This is a genomic window from Paenibacillus sp. FSL R10-2782 (genome assembly GCF_038592985.1).
GTDB classification, from domain to species: domain Bacteria; phylum Bacillota; class Bacilli; order Paenibacillales; family Paenibacillaceae; genus Paenibacillus; species Paenibacillus terrae_C.
In genome coordinates, this window is the sequence record NZ_CP151951.1 from 2100448 (window position 1) to 2124100 (window position 23653).

A 23653-nucleotide genomic window follows, 5' to 3' on the forward strand; every position below is an offset into this window, starting at 1 on the left:
AAGTCAGTCTTCAAATGATGAGGTCAACCAGCATTTACTGGTTGGCCTTTTCTTCTATATAAGCTGATTCCGAATGCGCAGTGGCAATTACATGAAATTTTTAAGTTCAGTTTTATATAGATGCTAATATCCTTCGACGGTTTTGGAATGTCCCTCTACGATTAAGGACATGTAAACGTCAATAGGATCCTCGCTTTCAACTTTAAAACCAAACCGTTCATAAAGACGTCTGGCAGAGCTTCCTTGCAGGACATTTAAGGTTACACGTTTTCCTTTTACATCATTTTGTTCAAGCAGATTACTTAATACTTGGTTTCCGACTCCTTTACCTTGGTAATTGGGGCGAATATAAAAATGCTCCAATAAATAACCGTCTAACGTCGGTTTAAAAGCTATGCAACCAACAAAAGAAGAATCTACTTCGATGATCCAGGTATGTACAGAGTCGAATGCATCACGGAAGCGTTGACGAACTTTTTCTTCATCAAATCTTCCTAACCTGGTTAAATCGTTACGCAGTACAGTGGCCCGTAAATGAGCAATGGTTTCAACATCGGAATTTTGGGATTGGCGAAGAGTAAATGGTTTCACCTAATGTAACAACTCCTCTATGTATTAAAATTCACAAATAATTCATTGTTATTATCGTCAGCAATTCATTATAGTACATAGTATTAATAGTTAACTATATGTATTATGCGTTTTACGGAGGTTCACTATGAAAGATTATGAATTAAGGGATGATTTGAGAGAATCCGTTAACCGGATTTATGACATGGAATTATTCAGCAGCCTGACGGAGCTTATCCAAGGGGAAAACCATGTGCTTCAATATTTAGTTCAGCATCAAGATGATGAAATTAACCCATCCTTACTCAGTGACCACCTGCATGTATCCAGATCAAGAATTACGGCAGCGCTTACGGCCTTAAGAAAAAAAGGTTATGTGACCATGGAAATGTCTGAGCATGACAGACGACGAATGTGTGTAAGGCTCACATCAGAAGGTGCATCCCTGATTAAACAAAAACAAGAGAGAATTGAGGGCTATTTTGAAGCACTGGTAGGGGGTTTGGGTGAGGACGATGTCAAGGAATTTATACGATTGATCGAGCTTTCCATAAGTATCATGAATGCGGATTCAACTGAAAAATAACATAATGTGAGGGTGTACAGGATGAAGTATAAAATAATAGCAGATAGCTGCTGTGACTTAACGACAGAGCTTAGAGAAGAAATGAAAATCACGACGATCCCGTTAAACATGACTTTGGGAGAAAAATGCTTTATAGATGATGAAACGCTAGATTTACCTCAGTTTATGGAAGAAATGAAAGCCTGTACAACCAAGATCGGATCGGCTTCACCGTCACCTATGCTGTATAAGGAAGCATTTCAAGGTGAGCATACTTCTTTTGCCATTACAATATCCAGCAATCTGTCCAGTTCGTATTCAAGTGCATTGGTTGGTAAGGATATGGCGGAGGAAGAAGGGGCTGATGTTCATGTATTCGATTCGAAAAGCGCGTCGGCTGGACAAATATTGTTAGCTCTAAAATTACGCAAACTGATCGACGAGGGGTATCATAAAGGAGAGATTATTTCTTCACTGGAAAGCTTTATCACGAAGATGAAAACCTATTTTGTGCTAGAGAACCTGGATAATTTGGTGAAGAACGGACGAATGAATAAAATTACGGGAAAGATACTTTCATTCCTGCATATCAGACCCATTTTGGGTTCAGACGGTGACGGAAATATCGCATTGTTTACCCAAGCGCGTGGTCAAAATCAAATCATTGAAAAGCTGACAGATACGATTGAAAAGAGTGGTCGGGCTACGGATGGGGAAAGCATTGTGATTACCCATTGTAATAATCCCGGGCTTGCGGAGAAGCTGATGAATGCGTTAAAGAACCGCTATCAATTTAAGGATATTCTGATTGTGTCCACCAGAGGAATCAGTTCGATGTATGCCAATGACAAAGGAATTATTATGGCGTTTTAAGCTAATGGATGAATGATACTCTCTTATTAAATCAAGGTTTATGCCAATTCGAGCCTGAGTTGGAGTAAGCCTTTTTGACATGCTGATATACACATTGAAATATTATGTCTATCTTTAGCTCAAATTAGGCCTTTGTACAAGGTACATTCGTCCAGTATGTAAAATAACGCATCGGCTGTTCCCTAGGATGATACCAAGGAACAGCCGATGCGCCGAAAGAGGCATTATTAGGATGAAGCGGTTTGAAGCCGTTTTTTGCGCATGTATAGGACGTACAGAATGCCGCCAAGCAGGCAGAGGATACAAGCAAAGCCTGCCAGCAACCAGGCTGAAGCGACTGCTCCGCCACGATCCATGCTGTTTCCAAGCCATAAGGGCAGCATAGCACCCCCGACTCCACCCGCACCAATCAGCAGGCTGGTGGTGGATTCTACTGTACCTGGCATCATTTTGCTGGCAAAAACGAGTGCGATGGAAAATATGCCGGACATGCATAGCCCCAGGAGTGCAATAAGGACAAAGGTAACAGCAGTGCCCTTGATCAGCGGGAACACGCACAGCAGCACGGTCGCCGCCAGTGAGCTTAGGGCGACAAAGACACCATAGCCGTAACGATCGGCAATGTTGCCTGCGAACAGCCGCCCGGCGGCCATCGCCAGCCAGAAGCAAGTAACACTGAGTGCCGCCTCAGCTTGTGTAAGGCCCAGCCGTTCAATGAACATAGAAGGTAGGAAATTGGCAAGGCTCATTTCTGTCCCTACATAAATAAAGAAAAAGATGATAAACAGTGCCAGTAGCAGCCAATTTCCCGCAGGGCCCCCTTTGGAAGCTCCCGTGGATGGAGAATGTGGGGCCGAGCCGGAATGTATATGCTTTTCCCCACGACCCTCATATTCGTCCAATACGGCATCCAGCTTGCCGAAGGATCCCCGTAGCCAGGCTACGACTGCCACCGTCGCACAGACGGAGATAACAGGAAAGGCCAACCGCCACCAGCCAAGGGCGATCAACTGGCTGGCAACCGCGGGCATTGCTAACGCGCCGATCCCGAAGAAGACTTCCAGGCGGCTCATAGCTGCACCCGTTCCTTGGGTAATACCGCTAATCACGATGGTGCCGATGACCGCTTCCACCATACCGAAGCCAAAGCCGGCTGCCGCTCCGACGGCATATAGCCAACCCCATGGGGGCAGCAGTGAGTAGAGCCCTTCTGCTGCACACAGCAGTAGCAAGGCGAATACCAGCGTCCGGCGTTTGCCGAATTGCCTTGCAAGCCATGGCGACAGCAGGACGCCAGCCAGAAAACCGGAAAATTGGGCGAAGATCAGACTTCCGCCCTCCGTATAATTCCGGTCATAGTGGTCCAGCAGCACGGGCAGCAGAGACCCTACAACCACGTGCGCCAGGCCAATTAAAAAATAAGATAAGCTGCCAATCCATAGCAGTCGTTTCATGATGAACTCCTTTGATACCTGAAATTGCAATTATACTGAGTATTTTGCATAAACCCAAGAGCGATTTCAAATCAGCAATATAGAGACGAAACGGTTTAGTTCGTCTATATATTGTACTTTCGAGCGTTGGGAATCGAATTATGATAATTCCAGCACATGAAAGCCATAGCCTTCGATGGTAACATCTCCTTCCAGGAATTCGCCGCTGAGCAGCTCATGTCCTTTTTGTTCATCCAGATGATAATTCTGTTTCTGGGCGTTATGGTTCAGAATGAACAAATACGATTTTCCATCCTTGGAGCGCACGCTGGCCTCCACACCCGCAGGAGCACGCAGCAAGGACGGAATCCCTTTTTCCTCACAAATATAGCCCAGCAGGCCGTCCAGGAAAGCTTCTTCAGGGTCCGAAGCCACATACCATGCTTCGCCTTGACCAAAACGATTGCGTGTCAGCACGGGCATTCCCTGATAAAAATCATCGCCATACTCCGCCAGCACCTCGGCACCTTCGCTATGCAGCAGGTCGCAGAGCAAGCCGCATTCATATTCCCCTTGTAATGCTCCTACCTGTTCCTTCAATACGATCCGATTTCGTGACTCCGGCAAAAGCGCGTCAATTTCTTCTACCCAAACTCCGAGAAGCTTACGCAGCTTACCCGGATAGCCTCCGGTTGTGACTAGATCGTTTTCATTCACAATTCCGCTGAAAAAGGTGGTGACAAAGGTGCCGCCATGTTCAGTAAATTGTTCCAGCTTTTCCGCTGTACCCGGCTTGACCATGTAGAGTACAGGCGCGATAATGAGATCATATTTCTGGAAATCTGATTCCACGGAAATCAAGTCTACCTGCACGTTACGGTGGAATAGAGCGGCATAATATTTGTGCACCTGATCGACGTAATTCAGTGCTACAGAAGGACCGCTTGATTTCTCCAGTGCCCACCAATTATCCCAATCGAACAAAATGGCTACTTTTGCGTTAACGGTTGCATCCAGCAGCGTATTACCTAAAGTGCCAAGCTCTCTGCCGAGCTGTGCCACCTCCCGGAATACGCGTGTATTCTCATGACCGACATGCTCAATCACAGCCCCGTGGAATTTCTCACAGGCTCCGATGGAACGGCGAAGCTGGAAGAACATGACCGTGTCTGCGCCATGCGCAACTGCCTGGTAACTCCATAACCGCATGACACCAGGCCGCTTGAGTGAATTGTATGCTTGCCAGTTTTGCTGGCTCGGTGTTTGCTCCATCAGCATAAACGGCTGCCCATCCTTAAGACCGCGCATCAGATCGTGGGCCATCGCGGTATAGCTCGGTGGGGTATTAGCCCGCGGATAGCTGTCCCAAGACACAATATCCATGTGCTTTGCCCATTTGAAATAGTCCAGTTGCTTGAAAAAGCCCATCAGATTAGTCGTTATGACAGCTTCGGGGATATGCTTTTTGATCGCGTTATACTCCAGTAAATAGCATTCCAGCATACTGTCTGAATTAAAGCGTGCGTAATCAAGGGAAATGCCCTGAAAGGTGGAGTGGTTTTCGCCCCAATGCTCGCTCAGATTATTTGGGGGTACAATTTCATTCCAATCATAGAAGGTGTGCCCCCAGAACGAAGTATTCCATACCCGGTTCACTTTTTCCAGTGTTCCATATTTTTGTTTGAGCCACACCCGGAATGCAGCAGCACAGTTATCGCAATAGCAATCCCCGCCGTACTCATTGGACACGTGCCACACGAGGATCGCAGGATGATTTTTGTAGCGTTCTGCCAGTCGGTCAGCCATGCTCTCCGCATATTTGCGGTAGGTGGGACTGTTCGGACAGGAATTGTGGCGTCCGCCGAATTTTCGTTTGCGCCCGTCGGCATCGACCCGGAGAATATCTGGGTATCGAGTCGCCATCCAGGCAGGGTGAGCTGCAGTGCTGGTGGCAAGACACACAAAGACACCGCTTTCATATAAACTATCGATGAATTGATCCAGCCATTCAAAATGATATGTGATTTCATCCGATTGAATTTTGGCCCAGGAAAATACGTTGACTGTGGCGATATCAATTCCTGCCAGCTGGAACATGCGTAAGTCCTCCTGATGTGTGGTGTTATCCCATTGCTCAGGATTGTAATCTCCGCCGTAAAATACTTTAGGCAGTTTACCGCTTATCATGCTAATCACCTCTATATATAAGAATAATTCTATCTTATAATACAAGTAAATGCTTTTAAATATAATAAAATGAACATGGATATAACAATATGGATCTACATTAAGGAATACATAACCGCGTGCGCCGGAGGTGCTTTTAATGATTTTAACTCCCCATCATTTGCGATTTTTTCTAACTACGCGTGAGCATTCTTTACCGCTTTTTATCGAAAGTATCGGATTTAACAGCAGGCAGGAGGATGTATCCCGTCCGGAGGGCTATCCGTGCTTTCACTGGATTCAGACGGTGTCCGGGGAAGGGGTGTTCACGTTCAAGGGGGGCTCCTTCCGTTTGGGAGAACAGGCCGGAGTTCTACTGCTGCCGGGCGAGTCCCATGCTTACAGCCGGGCGACGAAAGTATGGCGAACGCTGTACATTACGTTTGACGGACCGATAGCCGCTGCTGTGCTGACAGAGCTAGGATTGAAGCATACACGCGGGTATCATTGGGACGCCCATAGTGAACTGCACAGCTTCGGAGAAAGTATGCTTCATACTATAGCAAGTGAACGGGATTTATCAGGGCTGGACGCTTCGGCCAATATGTACCGCTTTCTAACTTTGCTGCGCAAACATGGTCAATACAGCTCTATGCCTTCCTTGTCTCATAATGTAGAACGTTTGGGGCCTGTGCTGGCTTTTATGGAACAAAATTATGCCAGCCCGGATATCGGCCTGTCTGATATGGCGGTGATGATGAATGTCAGCGCCCGTCATTTGAATACGTTATTTAAGCAGGCATTCGGTGTGACCTCTTATGCGTATCTGATCGTCATACGTTTGCGCAAGTCTAAGGAAATGATGGCTGAATCCCCGCACTTAACGGTAAAAGAGATCGCCGAGCGGGTAGGGTTCCGTGATGTCAGTCATTTTGTGGCGACTTTCCGCAAGACCGAAGGAATTACCCCTGAAAGGTTCAAATTATTGTATATATAAGGGTATTTAATCGAAATACTCTTTCTTACGCGGGAATGCTCTTTTTAGTGAGCATTCCTTATTGTTTTTTTCCGGATGAGGGAGTATAAAATAATAGTTCATTTGTTTCATCAATCTGATGTTCAGGTGACATAATAACAAATAGTTCAAAGTTCTTCTGCAAAACCCTCATCCAAAGAAGGAGTTAACGAAATGCTGAGTAAAGTCAAAAGATTACTAATCGGTCGTCCACGAAAATCGACGGCTCTTGAAGATGAGAAACTAAACAAGCTTAAGGCTCTGGCCATCCTGTCCTCGGATGCGTTGTCCTCTGTAGCTTACGGAACGGAGCAAATTCTGATTGTTTTGATTACAGCGGGCTTCACTGCTTTATGGTATTCCATTCCAATATCCATCGCGGTATTGGGATTGCTGGTTATTCTGATCCTGTCCTACAGACAGACTATTTTTTCCTATCCCGCTGGTGGTGGCGCCTATATCGTCGCTCAGGACAATTTGGGCAGGGCTCCGAGTCTGATTGCAGGCGGATCTTTGCTGGTCGATTATATTCTGACGGTAGCAGTCAGCTCGTCAGCGGGTACAGATGCCATTACATCGGCGTTTCCATCCTTGCATGATCATCGGATCGCCATTGCACTGATCATGATCATCTTTTTGACCATTATGAACCTGCGCGGAGTAACAGAATCAGCCTCAGTGCTGGCTGCACCGATTTATTTATTCGTAATTTCGATCTTTGTCCTGATTATTAGCGGTATCATCCATTACGTGGCAGGAGGAGCCCATGCTGCGGCACCGCAATTTGGAGCTACGGTATCCAACGTCAGTCTGTTTCTGCTGCTGAAGGCGTTCAGCTCAGGCTGCTCGGCGCTAACCGGGGTAGAGGCTGTCTCGAATGCCATTCCGAATTTCCGTAAGCCTGCTGCCAAAAATGCGGCAACTACGCTGATGATGATGGGTTTGATTCTCGGTTGTATGTTCATCGGAATCAGTCTGCTGGCTTATTGGTATGGTGTTCGTCCAAATCCGCACGAAACGGTCATTTCGCAAATTGCGAACGCAACTTTCGGGCGCGGTGTGATGTATTACATCATTCAGGGCGTGACGGCGTTAATCTTGTTTTTGGCGGCGAATACAGCTTATTCGGCCTTTCCGCTGCTTGCATTTATGCTGGCAAAAGACAAATACATGCCGCATATGTTCATGGTTCGCGGAGATCGACTCGGTTACTCGAACGGTATCCTGTTTCTGAGTATTTTCTCGGCATTGCTGGTTATCGTATTTGGTGGAAATACAGGAAATCTGATTCCACTTTATGCTGTAGGGGTATTTATCCCGTTTACGCTTTCCCAGCTTGGAATGATGATTCGCTGGATTCGTCTCAAGCCGTCAGGCTGGGTCGTCAAGCTTGCTATTAATACGATTGGGATGCTGACCACGCTGTCCATTACGCTTATTTTTATTTTCACCAAGTTTAGTCAGGTGTGGATGGTGTTTATCTTCCTGCCTTTGGTTTTGTATTTCTTTATGAAGATCAATGGTCATTACAAAAATACGGCTGAGCAGCTGCGGATCGACATTACGAAGGATAAGCCTATGGTCAAAGGCAATACGATCATTATTCCAGTGGCTGGTATTACACGAGTCGTGATGAATACCATCAGCTATGCCAAGACCTTGTCGGACAATGTGGTTGCTGTATATGTAGGTGTGGATGATGAAGCAATCCGCAAGATGGAGCAAAAATGGGAAGAGTGGGATGTAGGTATCCGTTTGGTGGTGCTGAAATCCCGTTATCGCAGCATTATTAATCCGCTTCGCAAGTTCATTGATACGGTGGAGTGGAAAAAAGCGGACGAGGATCATATTACCGTTCTTATTCCACAATTCATCACGAAGCACTGGTGGGAAAATATTTTGCACAACCAGACCAGCTTGCTGATGAGAGCTTATCTGATCAATTACAAAGACGTCATCGTAACGACTGTCCCTTTTCATTTAAACAAATAAATGGAACAGGCGATTATAGCATGACAAAATGAACATCTTCTGGTCGCATTTCGTTGCGGCTGGAGGGTGTTTTTTTATACCTGCATATTTACTTTAACGATACGTTTTATGTATTATTGATACAAAACGTATCGTTAAAGAATAGATATGGAGGGCTACAATGCCAGGAACCAAGGGTGAAACGGAACATAACAAGCTGCAATTTGTAGATACGCTGAGAGCGCTGGCAATTATGGGCGTGTTGCTTGTACATGTCAGCCAGCAGGTAGATGGATTAAACGGATGGTTGCAAAAGGGATTAAGCTTGGGAGCGAAAGGGGTCGCTTTATTTTATCTGGCCAGTGCTTTTACACTCTTTCTGTCATTGAGCAGACGTTCCGGTGACAGAAAAGAGCGTGTCTCGGCGTATCTGGTGCGTCGTTTTTTTCGAATTGCTCCCTTGTATTACATTATGTTAATCACCTATTTGCTTGTGAACGGAGCAGGGCCCCGTTTCTGGCTTGGGGATCAGGAAGGGATCACTGTTGCGAATATCGCAGCTCATATCTTGTTTCTGAATGGACTGAATCCGTACTGGATCAATAGCATTATCGGTGTGGAATGGTCCATAGCAGTGGAATGTATGTTTTATCTATGCGTGCCGTTATTATTTAAACTGATCCGATCGATTCGGCATGCTGCCTGGTTTGTGGTGGGAGCGCTTCTACTGAGCTTTGGGCTGAACACGGTATTTGCGAATGCTCCATGGATCGGTGATCACCTGTTGTGGGGGCATTATCTATATTTATGGTTTCCGAACCAACTGCCTGTCTTCGGACTGGGTATATTGCTGTTCTTCATATGGAAAGACGAGCGGCATTGGAAAAGTGTAGACCGATTCAGCGGCGTATTGCTGCTTGGCTCCATGCTGTTTGCTCTTTGTACAGGTATGACGGATTATCTCATCGGTGTCCTGTTGCTGCTGGGAGCCTATGCTTTGTATCACTGGAAGCCTGTGTGGCTGTTAAACTGGGGATGGTCATGGATCGGCTGCCTCAGCTACAGTATGTATTTGACGCATATGCTTGCTCTGGAGATTGTAAGTCAGATTGAGTTTCCATTTTCCCCCGTTGTTAATTTGACTCTTATGTATGTTATGACACTTCTGTTGACCACAGGTTTGTCCTGGCTCACCTATTCATGGATCGAACAACCCGGCATCCGTTGGGGGAAAAATATCATATCACGTATGAAGTCTGTACGCTCACAGGAAGATTCGGTCAATGAAAGTGTTGCCTGAGATGTAACTTTTTTCTGCATCCGATAACATTTGTTGAAGTGCTTAAAGAATTTATCCAATCCTTGAAAAGGAGATGCGTACTTTTAAGCGTTGGGAATCGAATGATGCAAAATGCTGATATACATAGGCTGCCAGTGAGCAGCTTCTTTTTTTTGTAAAAAAAATCAGGCGCTCCAATAAGAGCGCCCGAATGGGAGAGGAGAAACCGGACGAAGAGCTTATGGGGAAACGTAAGTCTTCTCCGCGGTTGTCTACGACATTGGTTGAATGCCGATATCCTAAGGATGCCCACGATATGGGTTTTTATACCTCCTCAAATCCTGCGTTTTTCAAACGGCGATCCATGTGGTACGATAACGTCATAATCTTTATATGGTTATGAACACATATAGAAAATAGGTGAGTTTCAGCGTGAGAGTGGTATCGGGTAGTGCCAAAGGAAGGCCGTTAAAGGCAGTTCCCGGCACAGGGACGCGGCCGACCACGGATAAGGTCAAAGAAGCGCTATTTAGCATGATAGGTCCTTATTTTGATGGGGGAGTCGCGCTTGATTTGTTTGCAGGCAGCGGCGGCCTGGGTATAGAGGCGCTTAGCCGAGGAATGGACAAGGCAGTCTTTATTGATATGGAATCGAAAAGTATTGATGTCATTAAAGAAAATTTGCGAAAAACCGGATTGGAAGGACAGGCTGAAGTGTTCCGCAATGATGCCGGACGAGCGCTCAAAGCGCTGGCAAAACGTGGAGCTCTTTTTGATGCTGTTTTTCTGGACCCGCCCTATCGTCTCAAGCATGGTGATGAATTGATGAGCCGTATGGCTGAACTGGACTTGCTTTGTTCTGAGGCAGTCATTGTGCTGGAGTATGAGTCGGGACATGAGTACCCGGAAAGCTTTGGGCCGTTCGAACAGGTCAGAAAAGCAGTCTATGGCGAAACAACGTTATCTATCTACCGCTTTGCAGCAGAGCAACCGGACGATGCAGAACATACTGAGACCGGAACGGAAAAATCTGATATAGCCGAATCAGGCGGGGAGGACCATCATGACTGAGCACAAACCACGTATTGCCGTATATCCTGGGACCTTTGATCCCGTGACGATGGGGCATCAGGATATTATTCAAAGAGCGGCGAGGCAGTTTGATCTGCTTATTGTCGCGGTACTTAACAATATTAGTAAAAATCCACTGTTTTCTCTGGAGGAGCGAATGGAGCTGCTGCGGACGGTAACCCGCGATATTCCGAACATTGAGGTGGACAGCTTCCGTGACCTGACAGCCAATTATGTACGTGAAAAAGGGGCTCAGGTTATCGTCAGAGGAATCCGGTCAGTGACAGATTTTGAATATGAGCTGCAATTGGCTTCCACGAACCATAAGCTGAACCCGGATGCTGAAACGATCTTTATGATGACGAACCCGACTTATTCATATCTGAGTTCCAGTATGGTGAAGGAAATCGCCCATTTTGACGGCAAGGTCGTAGATCTGGTGGCTCCTGAGGTCGAGGATGCGCTGCGTGCCAAGGTCAACGCCAAGCGCGGCGGCTCCACCATGAAGTTATAAAGGAAATGACAAGCAGTGTAAGTATAATCGCGCCCAGAAGCACAATAGACAACATGGTCAGTTGCCAGGGATACAGCGACGGACTTTCCAACTGTGTCCACAGGTTGCTGCTCTCCGCCATGACGGAATGCACGGCGGGATCATAACCGCTTTCGGCGAAAGAAGAAACGGAGCTACGGCTAACATAAGCTGGAAGTGTATTGCTTGTCATACGGCTAAAAGTCGTCCATGCAACGAGTGTAAGCACAAAGGCGATGATGCCATGAAGCACCCTGGATATAGTGAACGTGATACCTTTGTCCGATGGCTTGGTGACAGCTGTGATTTGGAGCCAGCCGCATAGCCCTCCCCAGCCTAGTACGGCGCTGATCAGAGCCGCTTGTGTGCGGAGATCATACGGCAGGCGGCTGATTTCATAGGAACCGAGATGAATTTCCATCCACGCGGGCCATATGAAAGAAAATGCTCCTTGGCCTGAGTACATGGATAGCAACCGAATCAGCACGGAAAAGAAAATAATGAATCCACCTGTCATCATAAGCGTCTGTACGGCATGGGATACGGTTTCGCCCAGCAGCTTTCCAAAGCTGCGGCCGTCCCGTTCTCTGGCAGAGCGTGTGGCGTCCCAAGCGGACCGGATGAGAGTGGTAGAAGTACGGGAAACAGAGGTTCGCCGGAGGGCAACTGGCGTTTCCCGTTTTTGCGATTCTTTTGAGGACGCAGTCAGTCTGACTGTAATCCATCCCGCCAATAGGCCGGAGATCCAGTGAACGGCAAGCAGCATGACTCCTACAGCAGCATTATGCAACAATCCTGTTCCGATAACGAGCAGGATGGTCATCGGATTGCAGAAATGAGCGATAGCGGTCAGTCTTCTAAGCTGACGCTTGGTCATATCCTCCTGCTGTGCCCATTGGCGCACAGCTTCCGCAGCAGCCGGAAATCCGGCGGTCAGGCCGAGGGCCAGTACCCAGCCGCTGCGACCTGGAAGACGGAACCAGGAGCGCATGAACGGCTCCATAAGGACGCCAAGCCCATGCACCAGACCGAAGGCGACAAGCATTTCGGACAGCATCAAAAAAGGGAGCATGGCCGGGAAAATAATGCTCCACCATAGCTTAAGCCCTTGAGCAGAGGCTTGGAACACCTCTTCCGGTGAGGCGACAACAGCCAGCACAAGCAGAATGGCTCCAAGGGCAAGCAACAGGGTTGTCCAATAGGGAGCGGAATGGGCTTCCTTTTGTAGCAAAGGTTTCACCTCTTTGGAAGTGATATGATTTAACATTTTAAAAAACGAGCCTCATCGTGCATAAATATATTAGGATGCATCGTATGTTGTTTCTAACGCTTTTCGCGTTTGGAATCGGGCGAGGTGCTCGTACACGCTGCTGGTAAACAATGTATGCTTTTTTGTAAGAATTGAGAACAGGCAGGGCGCTGAGTTAGTTTGGGTGAAATAGAAGAAGTTAAGGCTGTGAGGGGGAGAAGCGATGAAGCGAATAAACCAGAATAGAGCTTTTTTTACAACCGGATATGTTCTGTTCCTGGCCACCATGGTCTATGTGCTGGTATATATGCCAACCCCATATCTGATCTATGGACCCGGTGGGGCAAATGAAATCAAGCCGATGGTAACTGTTCAGGAAGGCGACCGAAGCGAACGGGGGACCTTTATGATGACGACGGTATCGGCGCGTTATGCCAATATCGTGATGCTGGGGATATCGAAGCTGGATGCCAATTCAGAGATTCAGCGCAAGGAGGATCGGCTGCATGGCAGAAGTGAAGACGAATATGCAGCAGAGCAGGTGTGGTATATGGGAGATTCCCAGTCTTCAGCGATGGAGGCTGCTTATACCCGGGCCGATATTCCTTATCGCATTGTGCCGGATTATGTGTACGTATTTAAGGTGCCCAGCTCAAGTAATGTGTTTCATCCCGGAGATGAAATTCTGGAGCTGAACGGGGTAAGGGTAACAGATAATCGTTCCATCCGAAACGCCTTGGAGTATGAAAAGTCAGGAACGATTGCCAAAGTGAAGCTAAAACGTGATGGCAAGCTGCTGACGGTGCAAGCTCCATTAATGACCATCACAGACAGTGAAACAGGCAAACAACGACCCGGTTTTGGAGTCAGCATTGCCACGGTTCAGAAAGTAGAGCCGAAGGATGAGCGTAAAACGATTCATTTTACGTCAACGGATGTAGGTGGACCCTCTGCTGGTTTGATGTTTACGATGGAAATTTATAATCAACTGACACCGGGCGATCTGAGCAAGGGATATCGTGTAGCCGGTACGGGTACGATTGATAAGAGCGGCAAGGTGGGAGCGATCGGTGGTGCAAAGTATAAAATTGTCGCCGCTGACCGTCAGGGTGCTGAATTGTTTTTCGTCCCGGAGGACAATTATAAGGAAGCCAAGGCCAAAGCAGAGCAAATCGGAACTAAGATGAAGCTCGTTCCGGTTCGCAAGCTTGACGATGCGTTAACTTATATGGAGAAGCTCCCGATCAAACCATGACGGGCGGCCGCAAGTAATCGGCATACATGTCACGGATGGCGGGATGTGGCATTCCGGCCGCGTGTATGGCGGCTGCGGCCGTATCCCAGTCCAGATGGGGATGCGATCCGGCTGATGGCTTGACCCATACCGGAAGGGTCGCTGTCTGCTTCATCCGGGCCAGCAGCTCGCGTCCGGCACCGTTAAAGCCGAGCACGCGGATATAGCCGGGGCCTTTCGCCAACTCGGAGGGAGCCATATCCGCCTTGGCATGATTCAGTAAAACATGTGTGAACATACGTTGAAGCTTCGTACGAGTGTAGCGTTTTGTCTTGACGGCGGCGAGTAATGCCTCTACAGAGGGCTGGGGCAGCGTGTATAGCGAGTGCCGCAGGCGATGCTCCAGCCCTTCGGTAACCCCGTGCAGCTCCGCCAACTGCTGTGGGCTGCGCGTGATGAGGGCGTTCAGCAACGGCTGGCTGAACGCTTCCCATTGCAGCGGCGCGCGTCGGGCTTGCCATTCGCGCCGCAAAATCTCCAGCGTCGCCGCAGGCACGTACGGCGATGCGGCCTCCAGCCCGCCGTCGAGGAGGAGACGGCGGATGGCCGTGGCGCTGGCGATGACTTCGTCCGCGGGCGCCTCGGCCTCGTGGTAGCCCGATCCCGTGCGGGCTACGGTGAAGGGCTTGATTGCGCTGTCCAGCCGTTCCAGCGCAATCAAGTAATGCAGCCCCAACGTATTGTTGGGCTGCTGCATGAGGGCGGCTAGCGCAGCGCCGTCCGCCCCTTCGGCCGCGAGCTCGGCTGCGGCCCCCGCATAGGCGGCGGGGTAGCTTACGCCGCTGCTCAGGCGCAGCGCGATGCCGGCCTTAAGCTCGGCCGGCTCTGCCGCCAGCACGCGGGCCAACGCGCGCAGCGGGCCGATGTCGCCGCTCTCGCTGCCGAAGCAGAGCGTATCGACGACGCCAGTGGCGCGGAGCAGGGCCACCGCCCCGTGGGCGAACCATTCTGCGGGCTGAACGGCATAGGCCACAGGCAGCTCCAAAACCAGGTCCACGCCCATGGCGAGTGCCATTTCGGTGCGGGACCATTTGTCCACAATCGCGGGTTCCCCCCGCTGGAGGAAGGGACCGCTCATCACAGCCACCGTGCGCTGTGCGCCAGTGATGCGAAGAGACTCCTTCCAGTGATGAATGTGACCGTTATGCAGCGGGTTGTATTCTACAATAATACCGAGTGTTTTCAAGGCTGTACGTCGGCTCCTTTCTTTTGTTGCTAGTCTGGTAACTATCCTGAAAATGATGGTTATCCATCAGCTAATGATTGTTTTTAGGGCAACGATGCTGATTTTTCGTGATCAGAAATGAACAAGGCCATTGAGACCTGGAGAAAAAACCTTTATACTACGCATTATTGTACACGAAGAGTGGCGGGGGTACGAGTACGCTCAGGTACATGATCCATGCAACGTATTTTCGCTTCCGCATAAAACTTGCCGAACCATTGGAAAACCGATGGATTTGTGAGAGGTGTAAAGTGAAAGGTGTTGACAAACGACTCGATCAGTCGGTATAATAATTTTTGTTTGTTTGGAGTGATAGTGATGCAACTATTTTTTCGTAAAGTAGCAACAAGTGATGGTCCTTTTCCGATCCGTGAAGCTCTTAATGTGAGTGAATTGGTGGATGATCGTCCTGATGTTACGGCCGTTTCCCCGCTGGAGACCGATTTGGTCGCCGTTAGTCTGGGTCAAGGCTTAATGAGCGTGGAAGGCACGTTGACCGCAGGTCTGGACATGCTGTGCTCACGCTGTTTGAGTCCGATGCACGAGGATTTGAAAATTGAATTCCGTGAACGGTTTAAGCAAACCTCTTCGGTTGGCGAAGAGGAGGGTGAAGATGGCGAATTTATCGCAGTGACGGGGGATTCCTTCGACATTGCACCGTATTGTGAAGAGCTGTTTGTACTGCACGTGCCGTTTGCGCCTGTGTGCAGTGAGAATTGTCAAGGGATCGCTCCTGCGGCCGGACAAAACTGGAGCGTTGGCTCCGATGACAGAGACGATGACGATACGAAAAAGATTGATCCGCGTCTGGCAGGGCTTAAGGATTTTTTTAAATGAGAATTGAGTTCAATTCTGACAAATCATCATCCACTTGTGCGGAGGAGTTAACCGACGCATGGATGTTGCAGGCTTGATTCACCGGCTGTGAGGTAGCTGCTTTCGGCAGTTTCCTTCAGTCTTGAATGAGATAAGAAGTCACACCCGTTATACGGGTTGATCTGGTTAAGGAGGTGGGAATAATGGCAGTACCTCAACGGAGAACATCCAAAACTCGTCGCGACAAACGTCGTACTCACTTTAAACTGGCAGTACCAGGTATGGTGAAATGCTCCGAATGCGGCGAATTGAAACTTGCTCACCATGTGTGCAAAGTTTGCGGAACGTACAAAGCTAGAGAGATTATCTCTCAATAATGTCCGATAAGCGGATTCTGTGGAATCTTCGCAGGAAAAGTAGCGCTTCACTTTAGTGAGGCGCTACTTTTTTTTGTCTTCGTACTTTCTTTTTGCGGCGGCATGCTATATACTATTTTAGTACCAGGTTCTAAGAAAGAAGGACCGAAGGGGTTCTTTATACATACAAGATGACAAATCGGCATAACCATTCGCCGCTAGCACGTGGAGTAACCCGAGCCGTCGGCTAAACGGTAGTTTATTGCAGGGAAAGGAGGCGCCACTGATATCGAACGTTTGCCAAAGAGACAGAGACAGCAACGGCTGACTCAATTAATTGATGAGAATCCGTTCGTAACGGATCAGGAACTGACAAGACAGCTTAAGGTGAGCATTCAGACGATTCGCCTGGATCGGATGGAATTGGGTATCCCGGAGCTGCGGGAGCGACTGAAGCTGATGGCTGAGCGTTCCTACGATCAGGTTCGCTCCCTGCCTTTACATGAAGTGATCGGGGATATCGTTGATCTCCAGTTGGACAGGAGTGGTATTTCCATTTTTGAAATTAAAGAAGAGCATATCTTTTCACGTACCGGCATTGCGCGGGGGCATTATGTGTTTGCCCAGGCCAATTCATTGGCTGTTGCCGTGATTAATGATGAGATAGCGTTGACTGCTTCAGCGGATATTCGCTTTGTCCGCCCTGTTCATTTGGGGGAAAAGTGCATTGCCAAAGCATATGTGCGTTCAAATCCCGAGCAAAAGGGAAAAGCCAAAGTGGAAGTGTTTGCTTACGTGGGAGAAGAAATGGTGTTCCAGGGGAACTTTATCATTTACCGCTCCACAGAGGAAGAGTATAGCGAAGGAGGAAGTCAGCATGCGGATCGCCATTGATGCCATGGGGGGAGACAATGCTCCCGAGGCGACAGTAGAGGGCGCGTTATCTGCGGCGGCGGAATGGAAGGATACAGACATTACGCTGGTTGGTGACCGGGGACGAATTGAATCGGTGCTGAACGGCAGAGTGCTGCCCGCGAATCTCAGCATTCGTCATACATCTGAAACGATAGATGCACAGGACGAGCCTGTGAAGGCAGTACGACGTAAAAAGGATGCCTCAATGGTCGTAGCTGGCCGAATGGTCAAAGAAGGCGAAGCCGATGCCATGATATCGGCAGGTAATACAGGTGCGCTGATGACGACAGGGCTGCTGGTGGTCGGGAGAATGGAAGGCATTGAGCGTCCTGCTCTCGCACCGATGATTCCGACGATTGACGATCAGGGTGTGCTGGCGCTGGACTTGGGAGCTAATATGGACGCCAAGCCTGAACATCTTGCCCAATATGCGCTGATGGGTAGCTTGTACCGCCAAAAGGTTCATGGTGTGGCTTCCCCCAGAGTGGGTTTGCTGAATGTTGGGACGGAAGCCGGGAAGGGCAATGAACTGACGAAACTGACTTTCCCTCTGATTGAGCAGTTGCCTGTTAATTTTGTAGGAAATGTAGAGTCCAGAGACGTACTGACCGGGAATTGCGATGTGCTGGTGTGTGACGGATTCGCCGGAAACATCATGCTGAAATCGCTGGAAGGTACGGCGGGTGCGATATTTTCTCTCTTAAAGGAGCAGTTTAGTAAATCTTTAAAGACCAAGCTGGCAGCGGCCCTGATTATGCGTGAGCTTCGCGGCTTGAAAGATAAGCTGGACTACAAAGAGCATGGCGGTGCTCCCTTGCTGGGGCTTAGCGGACTCGTCTTGAAGGGCCACGGTTCATCTGACAGCATTGCCGTCAAAAACGCGGTAAGACAGGCCCGTACGGCCTTGCAAAACCAGTTGGTGGAAAGTATATCCAAGGAAATCAGCAGGAAGTGAGTGACGATATGAATAATTTGCGGTCGGTTGGTGTTATCGGAACAGGGAAATACGTGCCTGAGAAAATATTGACGAACAAAGATTTGGAAGCAATTGTGGAAACAAGTGACGAATGGATTGTCAGCCGTACAGGAATTCAGGAGCGCCACATTGCGGCTCCAGAGCAGGCCACATCCGATCTGGCTTATGAAGCAGCGATTAAGGCATTGGCATCCGCAGGTATGACAGCACAGGATTTGGATCTGATTATTGTGGCTACGGTTACGCCGGACATGGCGTTTCCTTCGACTGCCTGCATTCTTCAGGACAAGCTTGGAGCCAAAGGCGCAGCGGCTTTTGATTTGTCTGCGGCATGCTCAGGGTTTGTATATGGGCTGGCAACTGCCACGAGCTTTATTAAAACGGGCATTTATAATAATGCGCTAGTCATTGGGGCAGACTGTCTTTCCCGAATTACGGATTATACAGATCGCAATACCTGTGTTCTTTTTGGAGACGGTGCAGGAGCAGTAGTAATTGGTGAAGTACCTGAGGGTAGAGGATTCCAATCCTTTGATCTAGGAGCCGAAGGAGCAGGAGGCGGATTGCTTAAGCTGGAAGCTGGCGGCTCACGTTTGCCTGCAAGTGCGGATACCGTGGAGAACAAGCAGCACTATATTTATATGAACGGACGCGAAGTCTTCAAGTTTGCGGTACGTGTTATGGGAACGGCAACCGTCGATGTGCTTGAAAAAGCAGGGCTTTCCAAAGATGATATTGATGTGTTCGTTCCGCATCAAGCCAATATTCGCATTATCCAATCGGCGATGCAGCGTTTGGATCTACCGGAAGAAAAGGTTGTTATTAATGTTCATAAATATGCGAATACATCAGCAGCATCGATTCCTCTTGCACTGGTGGAAGCAGCCGAGGAAGGCCGCATGAAGGAAGGCGACCGGGTATTAATGGTGGGCTTCGGTGGTGGTTTGACTTGGGGCGCGTCGGTTCTTGTCTGGTAAGAAAGCGGCGGGTTTGATACAATATTGAATTTGTCTGGTACTTTACAGGACAAGCATTGGATACAGAGAGGTGCATGCAAGATGGGCAAAACGGCATTTATATTTCCCGGTCAGGGTTCACAAGCTGTAGGTATGGCTAAAGATGCTTATGAAGCGGTTCCTGCGGCAAGAGAAGTGTTTCGCCAAGCGGACGAACGGTTGGGCTTTGCGCTAAGCTCACTGATTTTTGAAGGTCCGGATACGGCCTTGAAGCAAACATCCAATACGCAGCCTGCGCTGTTGACGGCGAGTATTGCGTTGTATGAAGCGTTCAAGGAAAAGGGTATTCGCCCTGATTACGTGGCTGGACACAGTCTTGGAGAATACAGCGCACTCGTTGCTTCCGGCGTACTTGCATTCGAGGATGCAGTTGAAATCGTTCGTACTCGTGGTGAGTTCATGGAGCAAGCCATTCCTGACGGACAAGGCGGGATGGCTGCTGTATTGGGAGCCGATCGTGAAGCGCTGGCAACTCTATGCCGTGATATTACAGAATCCGGTCAACTGGTTGAACTGGCGAACATCAACTGTCCGGGACAGATTGTCGTATCCGGTGCGAAGGAGGGCGTAGCCGCTGTCGCTGAACGCGTGAAGGAAGCGGGTGGCAAGCGTGCTATTACTTTGGAGGTCAGTGGTCCTTTTCATTCTTCGTTGATGAAGGAAGCAGCGATTAAGTTGTCCGGCAAGCTGGAAGACGTAGCTTTCTCCAAGTCTCAGGTTCCGGTTGTAGCCAATGTCACTGCGAAACCTGTGCGTGAGGGTGGCGAAATTCGCCAGCTGCTGGTCGAGCAGGTCTATTCCCCGGTATTGTGGGAAGACAGTGTAGCATGGCTGCTGGAGCAGGGAGTTGACACTTTTATCGAGTTCGGACCGGGCAGTGTTTTGACCGGACTGGTTAAAAAGATTGACAAAACGGTTAAGCTGTATAATATAAGCAACCTGGAATCGCTTGTTTCGGTAACGGAAGCCTTGGAGGCCCGTTAAAAGTAGCAATTACCGCCTTAACGGTTATATACTTGCAAGGGGAGGTAGGATCATGTCTAAGCCATTAAGTGGCAAAACGGCGCTCGTTACAGGGGCGTCACGGGGGATCGGTCGCAGTATTGCATTGGCGTTGGCTGAAGCGGGCGCTAATGTAGCGGTAAACTACGCTGGTAGTGAAGCGGCTGCGGCAGAGGTTGCGGAGCAAATTCGTGCCAAAGGCGTAGAAGCTATTATGGTCCAGGCTAATGTCGGTCGCGCCGACGAGGCAGATCGGTTAATCAAGGATGTGATCGGCGCTTGGGGCCAGATCGATATTCTGGTGAATAATGCCGGAATAACAAGAGATAATTTAATCATGCGTATGAAGGAAGAGGAGTTCGATCAGGTGATCGAAACGAATCTGAAAGGTGTGTTTAATTGCCTCAAGGCAGCGACTCGTCCGATGATGAAGCAGCGCTCCGGTCGGATCATCAATATTTCTTCCGTTGTCGGTGTACTCGGCAATGCAGGACAAGCCAACTATGTGGCTGCCAAAGCAGGAGTGATCGGCCTTACCAAATCGTCTGCAAGAGAACTTGCTTCGAGAGGTATTACAGTCAACTGCGTAGCCCCGGGATTTATTGATACCGAAATGACACAGGTGCTTGCTGATGATTTGCGTGACAATATGCTCAGCGGTATTCCGCTGGCCCGTCTCGGACGGCCTGAGGAAATTGCGGATGTGGTGCTATTTTTGGCCTCTGATGCTTCCTCATACATGACGGGCCAGACTTTGCATGTGGATGGCGGCATGTACATGTAGCTACATGTTGCTAATCCTCATGCCCGGAAGAAGAGTAGTGATTGAAAACTCTCTTCTATGGCATTTTAATTGTAATTTTCGTATAATACCTAAGGAGGAGGTGAGCCGGATGTCCGACGTATTGGAGCGCGTAAAACGCATTGTCGTTGACCGTTTGGGAGCCGACGAAGCCGAAGTTACACTTGAAGCATCTTTCAAAGATGATTTAGGCGCTGATTCTCTCGATGTAGTTGAATTGGTTATGGAATTGGAAGATGAGTTTGATATGGAAATCTCTGATGAAGATGCAGAGAAAATTACAACCGTAGGTGAAGTTGTAAAGTACATACAATCTCATACCTAATTCAAGTCAACAAAAGTCCCGTTCTGTTACAGGCGGGACTTTCTCCTAATCATACAGATTGAACTAAAGACGGAATTGCCGCGTGTTCTTGAGCTTGGCATGACTTAGTCAAGGCTGGAGTATGCGGCATTACTAACTTTAGTTGATTCTATATTATTTTTGCACACAAGAGCGTATGGCCTTGAAATACAATATGCAGTAGACATAGAGGTGATTATCTTTGAAACAACGTGTTGTCATAACAGGAATGGGTGTAATCACTTCGCTGGGACAGGATTTGAACACACTATGGGATAATCTGATGGCTGGAAAATCTGGCGTCAGTGAAATCGAAGCTTTCGATACCAGTGAATATACAACGAAAATTGCCGCTTCTATTAAGGATTTTAATCCTGAGGATTATATAGAGCGCAAGGATGCCCGTAAAATGGACCGTTTTGTACAATTCGCCGTTGCCGCCAGTAAATTGGCACTCAAGGATAGCGGACTCGTAATCGGAGAGAACGCCGATGCCGAGCGTGTTGGTGTATCTGTTGGTTCCGGTATTGGCGGATTGGGTACCTGGGAGGATCAGCACAATGCGCTGATTGAAAAAGGACCTAAACGCGTAAGCCCTTTCTTTATCCCGATGATGATTGCTAATATGGGTTCCGGTCAAGTGTCGATTTCACTCGGCGCTAAAGGACCGAATACATCACCAGTTACGGCTTGTGCAACAGGTAGTCATGCGATAGGCGATTCGTTCCGCATGATTCAACGTGGTGATGCTGACGCTATGATTTGCGGTGGTGCCGAGGCAACGATTCGTCCGATCGGAATGGCTGGCTTTTGTTCGATGCGGGCGATGTCCACTCGTAACGATGAGCCTGAGAAGGCAAGCCGTCCTTTTGATATAGACAGAGACGGATTTGTTATGGGTGAAGGCTCCGGTGTTCTGATCCTGGAATCATTGGAGCACGCTTTGAAGCGTGGCGCACGCATTTACGGCGAAGTGATCGGCTATGGTCTGTCAGGCGATGCACATCATATGACAGAGCCAGATCCGGAAGGTGCAGCACGCTGTATTAAAATGGCGATCCGCGACGCAGGGTTGAATCCCGAAGATATTGATTATATCAATGCGCATGGTACATCTACGCCAGTTGGTGATAAATCGGAAACAGAAGCGGTTAAGAAAACGCTTGGAGAGCACGCCTATAAAGTTGCGATTAGCTCAACCAAGTCAATGACAGGGCACTTGTTGGGTGCAGCCGGAGGTGTTGAAGCCGTGATCTGCGGATTGGCTCTCCAGCATCAGATCATTCCGCCGACGATCAATCTGGATAATCAGGATCCGGCTTGCGATCTCGATTATGTACCTAACGAGCCGAGAAAAGCGAAACTGAATGTCGTGATGTCCAATTCCTTTGGTTTTGGCGGTCACAATGCTACGGTTATTCTAAAAAAATATGAAGCGTAAGGGGTCAGTTCGTTGAGTGGAGACTTGAAGCAATTACAGCAGAAACTTCATATTCAATTCAACAACCGGCAGCTTCTGAAGCAGGCCTTTACGCACGCTTCCTACGTAAACGAACATCGGTTTAGTCAGCATGCAGACAATGAGCGGCTTGAATTTTTAGGCGACGCAGTTCTGGAGCTGACCGTATCCGAGCAATTGTACAATCAGTACCCTAACCGGCCGGAAGGCGAGCTCACCAAGCTGCGTGCAGCCATTGTCTGTGAGCCTTCTCTGGTGAAATTTGCTGTCGGACTTGAGTTCGGGCAATATGTACTGCTTGGCAAAGGTGAAGAGCTGACAGGCGGGCGTACTCGTCCTGCTCTGTTGGCCGATGTATTCGAAGCGTTCGTAGGCGCGCTTTATTTGGATCAGGGTCTGGATGCCGTCCGGTCGTTTCTGGAACGTTATATTTTTCCTCAAATCGTGTTAAATGGTAAGCTTCAGATGAGTGATTTCAAAACAGAGCTTCAGGAACTGACGCAGCATCATAACATGGGGATGCTTGAATACAAGATTGTGGAGGAACGCGGACCTGCCCATGAGCGCGAGTTTGTAGCTGAGGTGTATATGGACAGCGAACGACTGGGTACAGGTACAGGACGCTCCAAAAAAGAAGCTGAGCAGCAGGCGGCGGCAGTGGCCTTAAACCGTTTGAAGCTGGCAGAATCGTAGTTGGTACCTGAGCGGCCCGGACGGGTTACACG

Annotated in this window: 23 protein-coding genes; 18 read left to right on the forward strand and 5 right to left on the reverse strand. The window is 48.7% G+C overall.

From position 1 onward, the window contains the following. Positions 1–123: 123 nt before the first annotated feature. Complete coding sequence (locus NST83_RS09795; protein ID WP_342417461.1) at positions 124–591, reverse strand: GNAT family N-acetyltransferase; 468 nt, start codon at positions 589–591, stop codon at positions 124–126. A gap of 127 nt (positions 592–718) precedes the next feature. Between NST83_RS09795 and NST83_RS09800 the strand changes: the two genes are divergently transcribed. Together NST83_RS09800 and NST83_RS09805 are read left to right on the forward strand one after the other, a co-directional pair. After that, positions 719–1156: a winged helix DNA-binding protein gene (locus tag NST83_RS09800; protein WP_342417462.1), complete on the forward strand. Its 438-nt coding sequence runs from the start codon at positions 719–721 to the stop codon at positions 1154–1156. 21 nt (positions 1157–1177) lie between these two features. Next, entirely contained in the window at positions 1178–2008 is an 831-nt protein-coding gene (locus NST83_RS09805) for a DegV family protein (RefSeq protein WP_342417463.1), read from the forward strand. Between the two features lie 227 nt (positions 2009–2235). On the opposite strand, the gene NST83_RS09810 is transcribed toward NST83_RS09805, so the two are convergent. Further along, on the reverse strand, positions 2236–3462 hold the full coding sequence (locus NST83_RS09810; RefSeq protein ID WP_342417464.1) for an MFS transporter: 1227 nt from the start codon (positions 3460–3462) through the stop codon (positions 2236–2238). 138 nt (positions 3463–3600) lie between these two features. After that, positions 3601–5628 (reverse strand): beta-galactosidase, encoded by a 2028-nt coding sequence (locus tag NST83_RS09815; RefSeq protein ID WP_137062679.1) that lies wholly within the window; start codon positions 5626–5628, stop codon positions 3601–3603. 139 nt (positions 5629–5767) lie between these two features. On the opposite strand from NST83_RS09815, the gene NST83_RS09820 reads away from it, so the two are divergent. The 5 genes from NST83_RS09820 to coaD all read left to right on the forward strand — a co-directional run bounded on the left by NST83_RS09820 (position 5768) and on the right by coaD (position 11457). Continuing rightward, positions 5768–6604 carry an AraC family transcriptional regulator gene (locus NST83_RS09820; RefSeq protein WP_137062680.1) on the forward strand — a complete coding sequence of 279 codons (837 nt, stop codon included), beginning with the start codon at positions 5768–5770 and terminating at the stop codon, positions 6602–6604. 192 nt (positions 6605–6796) lie between these two features. Next, positions 6797–8614 carry an APC family permease gene (locus NST83_RS09825; protein WP_342417465.1) on the forward strand — a complete coding sequence of 606 codons (1818 nt, stop codon included), beginning with the start codon at positions 6797–6799 and terminating at the stop codon, positions 8612–8614. Positions 8615–8774: 160 nt separating this feature from the next. Continuing rightward, positions 8775–9893, forward strand: coding sequence for an acyltransferase (locus NST83_RS09830; RefSeq protein WP_342417466.1), 1119 nt, complete (start codon positions 8775–8777; stop codon positions 9891–9893). A 411-nt stretch (positions 9894–10304) separates the two neighbouring features. Next, positions 10305–10943 carry a 16S rRNA (guanine(966)-N(2))-methyltransferase RsmD gene (gene rsmD, locus NST83_RS09835; protein WP_137062684.1) on the forward strand — a complete coding sequence of 213 codons (639 nt, stop codon included), beginning with the start codon at positions 10305–10307 and terminating at the stop codon, positions 10941–10943. After that, positions 10936–11457, forward strand: a complete 522-nt coding sequence (gene coaD, locus NST83_RS09840; RefSeq protein WP_342417467.1) for a pantetheine-phosphate adenylyltransferase — start codon at positions 10936–10938, stop codon at positions 11455–11457. The genes rsmD and coaD overlap by 8 nt, the downstream gene beginning before the upstream one ends. Here coaD and NST83_RS09845 read toward each other — a convergent pair. Further along, on the reverse strand, positions 11420–12715 hold the full coding sequence (locus NST83_RS09845) for a nucleoside recognition domain-containing protein (protein ID WP_342417916.1): 1296 nt from the start codon (positions 12713–12715) through the stop codon (positions 11420–11422). The two genes, coaD and NST83_RS09845, sit on opposite strands and share 38 nt — an antisense overlap. Before the next feature lie 232 nt (positions 12716–12947). Here NST83_RS09845 and NST83_RS09850 point away from each other — a divergent pair, with 232 nt between their 5' ends. Then, positions 12948–13979, forward strand: coding sequence for a S16 family serine protease (locus NST83_RS09850; RefSeq protein WP_342417468.1), 1032 nt, complete (start codon positions 12948–12950; stop codon positions 13977–13979). Here NST83_RS09850 and NST83_RS09855 read toward each other — a convergent pair. Further along, the gene (locus NST83_RS09855; RefSeq protein WP_342417469.1) at positions 13969–15204 is read right to left on the reverse strand and encodes a nucleotidyltransferase; all 1236 of its coding nucleotides are present in this window, start codon (positions 15202–15204) and stop codon (positions 13969–13971) included. The genes NST83_RS09850 and NST83_RS09855 overlap by 11 nt on opposite strands. 357 nt (positions 15205–15561) lie before the next feature. Between NST83_RS09855 and NST83_RS09860 the strand changes: the two genes are divergently transcribed. The 10 genes from NST83_RS09860 (at position 15562) to rnc (ending at position 23621) form a co-directional block, all read left to right on the forward strand. Continuing rightward, on the forward strand, positions 15562–16080 hold the full coding sequence (locus NST83_RS09860; protein WP_342417470.1) for a DUF177 domain-containing protein: 519 nt from the start codon (positions 15562–15564) through the stop codon (positions 16078–16080). 182 nt (positions 16081–16262) lie between these two features. After that, positions 16263–16436, forward strand: coding sequence for a 50S ribosomal protein L32 (rpmF, locus tag NST83_RS09865; protein ID WP_007429979.1), 174 nt, complete (start codon positions 16263–16265; stop codon positions 16434–16436). Positions 16437–16712: 276 nt separating this feature from the next. Then, positions 16713–17309 (forward strand): transcription factor FapR, encoded by a 597-nt coding sequence (gene fapR / locus NST83_RS09870; protein WP_044644904.1) that lies wholly within the window; start codon positions 16713–16715, stop codon positions 17307–17309. Further along, a complete protein-coding gene (plsX, locus tag NST83_RS09875) occupies positions 17293–18285 on the forward strand; it encodes a phosphate acyltransferase PlsX (protein ID WP_137062690.1) in 993 nt (330 codons plus the stop codon). The genes fapR and plsX overlap by 17 nt, the downstream gene beginning before the upstream one ends. Positions 18286–18293: 8 nt before the next feature. Continuing rightward, positions 18294–19283: a beta-ketoacyl-ACP synthase III gene (locus NST83_RS09880; RefSeq protein ID WP_137062691.1), complete on the forward strand. Its 990-nt coding sequence runs from the start codon at positions 18294–18296 to the stop codon at positions 19281–19283. 81 nt (positions 19284–19364) lie between these two features. After that, positions 19365–20306: an ACP S-malonyltransferase gene (gene fabD, locus NST83_RS09885; protein WP_342417471.1), complete on the forward strand. Its 942-nt coding sequence runs from the start codon at positions 19365–19367 to the stop codon at positions 20304–20306. 52 nt (positions 20307–20358) lie between these two features. Further along, a complete protein-coding gene (fabG, locus tag NST83_RS09890; protein ID WP_137062693.1) occupies positions 20359–21108 on the forward strand; it encodes a 3-oxoacyl-[acyl-carrier-protein] reductase in 750 nt (249 codons plus the stop codon). Positions 21109–21217: 109 nt separating this feature from the next. Next, a complete protein-coding gene (locus tag NST83_RS09895) occupies positions 21218–21451 on the forward strand; it encodes an acyl carrier protein (protein WP_007429985.1) in 234 nt (77 codons plus the stop codon). Between the two features lie 220 nt (positions 21452–21671). Beyond that, on the forward strand, positions 21672–22910 hold the full coding sequence (gene fabF / locus NST83_RS09900) for a beta-ketoacyl-ACP synthase II (RefSeq protein WP_137062694.1): 1239 nt from the start codon (positions 21672–21674) through the stop codon (positions 22908–22910). Positions 22911–22922: 12 nt separating this feature from the next. Further along, entirely contained in the window at positions 22923–23621 is a 699-nt protein-coding gene (rnc, locus tag NST83_RS09905; RefSeq protein ID WP_014281046.1) for a ribonuclease III, read from the forward strand. Positions 23622–23653 lie beyond the last annotated feature (32 nt).

Bases quoted from the DNA above. Each gene is read 5' to 3' on its own strand.
- coaD (WP_342417467.1), top strand. From the start codon at position 10,936: ATGACTGAGCACAAACCACGTATTGCCGTATATCCTGGGACCTTTGAT.
- NST83_RS09820 (WP_137062680.1), top strand. From the start codon at position 5,768: ATGATTTTAACTCCCCATCATTTGCGATTTTTTCTAACTACGCGTGAG.
- plsX (WP_137062690.1), top strand. From the start codon at position 17,293: ATGCGGATCGCCATTGATGCCATGGGGGGAGACAATGCTCCCGAGGCG.
- NST83_RS09800 (WP_342417462.1), top strand. From the start codon at position 719: ATGAAAGATTATGAATTAAGGGATGATTTGAGAGAATCCGTTAACCGG.
- NST83_RS09880 (WP_137062691.1), top strand. From the start codon at position 18,294: ATGAATAATTTGCGGTCGGTTGGTGTTATCGGAACAGGGAAATACGTG.
- NST83_RS09825 (WP_342417465.1), top strand. From the start codon at position 6,797: ATGCTGAGTAAAGTCAAAAGATTACTAATCGGTCGTCCACGAAAATCG.
- rpmF (WP_007429979.1), top strand. From the start codon at position 16,263: ATGGCAGTACCTCAACGGAGAACATCCAAAACTCGTCGCGACAAACGT.
- NST83_RS09850 (WP_342417468.1), top strand. From the start codon at position 12,948: ATGAAGCGAATAAACCAGAATAGAGCTTTTTTTACAACCGGATATGTT.
- NST83_RS09805 (WP_342417463.1), top strand. From the start codon at position 1,178: ATGAAGTATAAAATAATAGCAGATAGCTGCTGTGACTTAACGACAGAG.
- fabD (WP_342417471.1), top strand. From the start codon at position 19,365: ATGGGCAAAACGGCATTTATATTTCCCGGTCAGGGTTCACAAGCTGTA.
- NST83_RS09810 (WP_342417464.1), bottom strand. From the start codon at position 3,462: ATGAAACGACTGCTATGGATTGGCAGCTTATCTTATTTTTTAATTGGC.
- NST83_RS09830 (WP_342417466.1), top strand. From the start codon at position 8,775: ATGCCAGGAACCAAGGGTGAAACGGAACATAACAAGCTGCAATTTGTA.
- NST83_RS09860 (WP_342417470.1), top strand. From the start codon at position 15,562: ATGCAACTATTTTTTCGTAAAGTAGCAACAAGTGATGGTCCTTTTCCG.
- NST83_RS09895 (WP_007429985.1), top strand. From the start codon at position 21,218: ATGTCCGACGTATTGGAGCGCGTAAAACGCATTGTCGTTGACCGTTTG.
- fabG (WP_137062693.1), top strand. From the start codon at position 20,359: ATGTCTAAGCCATTAAGTGGCAAAACGGCGCTCGTTACAGGGGCGTCA.
- NST83_RS09815 (WP_137062679.1), bottom strand. From the start codon at position 5,628: ATGATAAGCGGTAAACTGCCTAAAGTATTTTACGGCGGAGATTACAAT.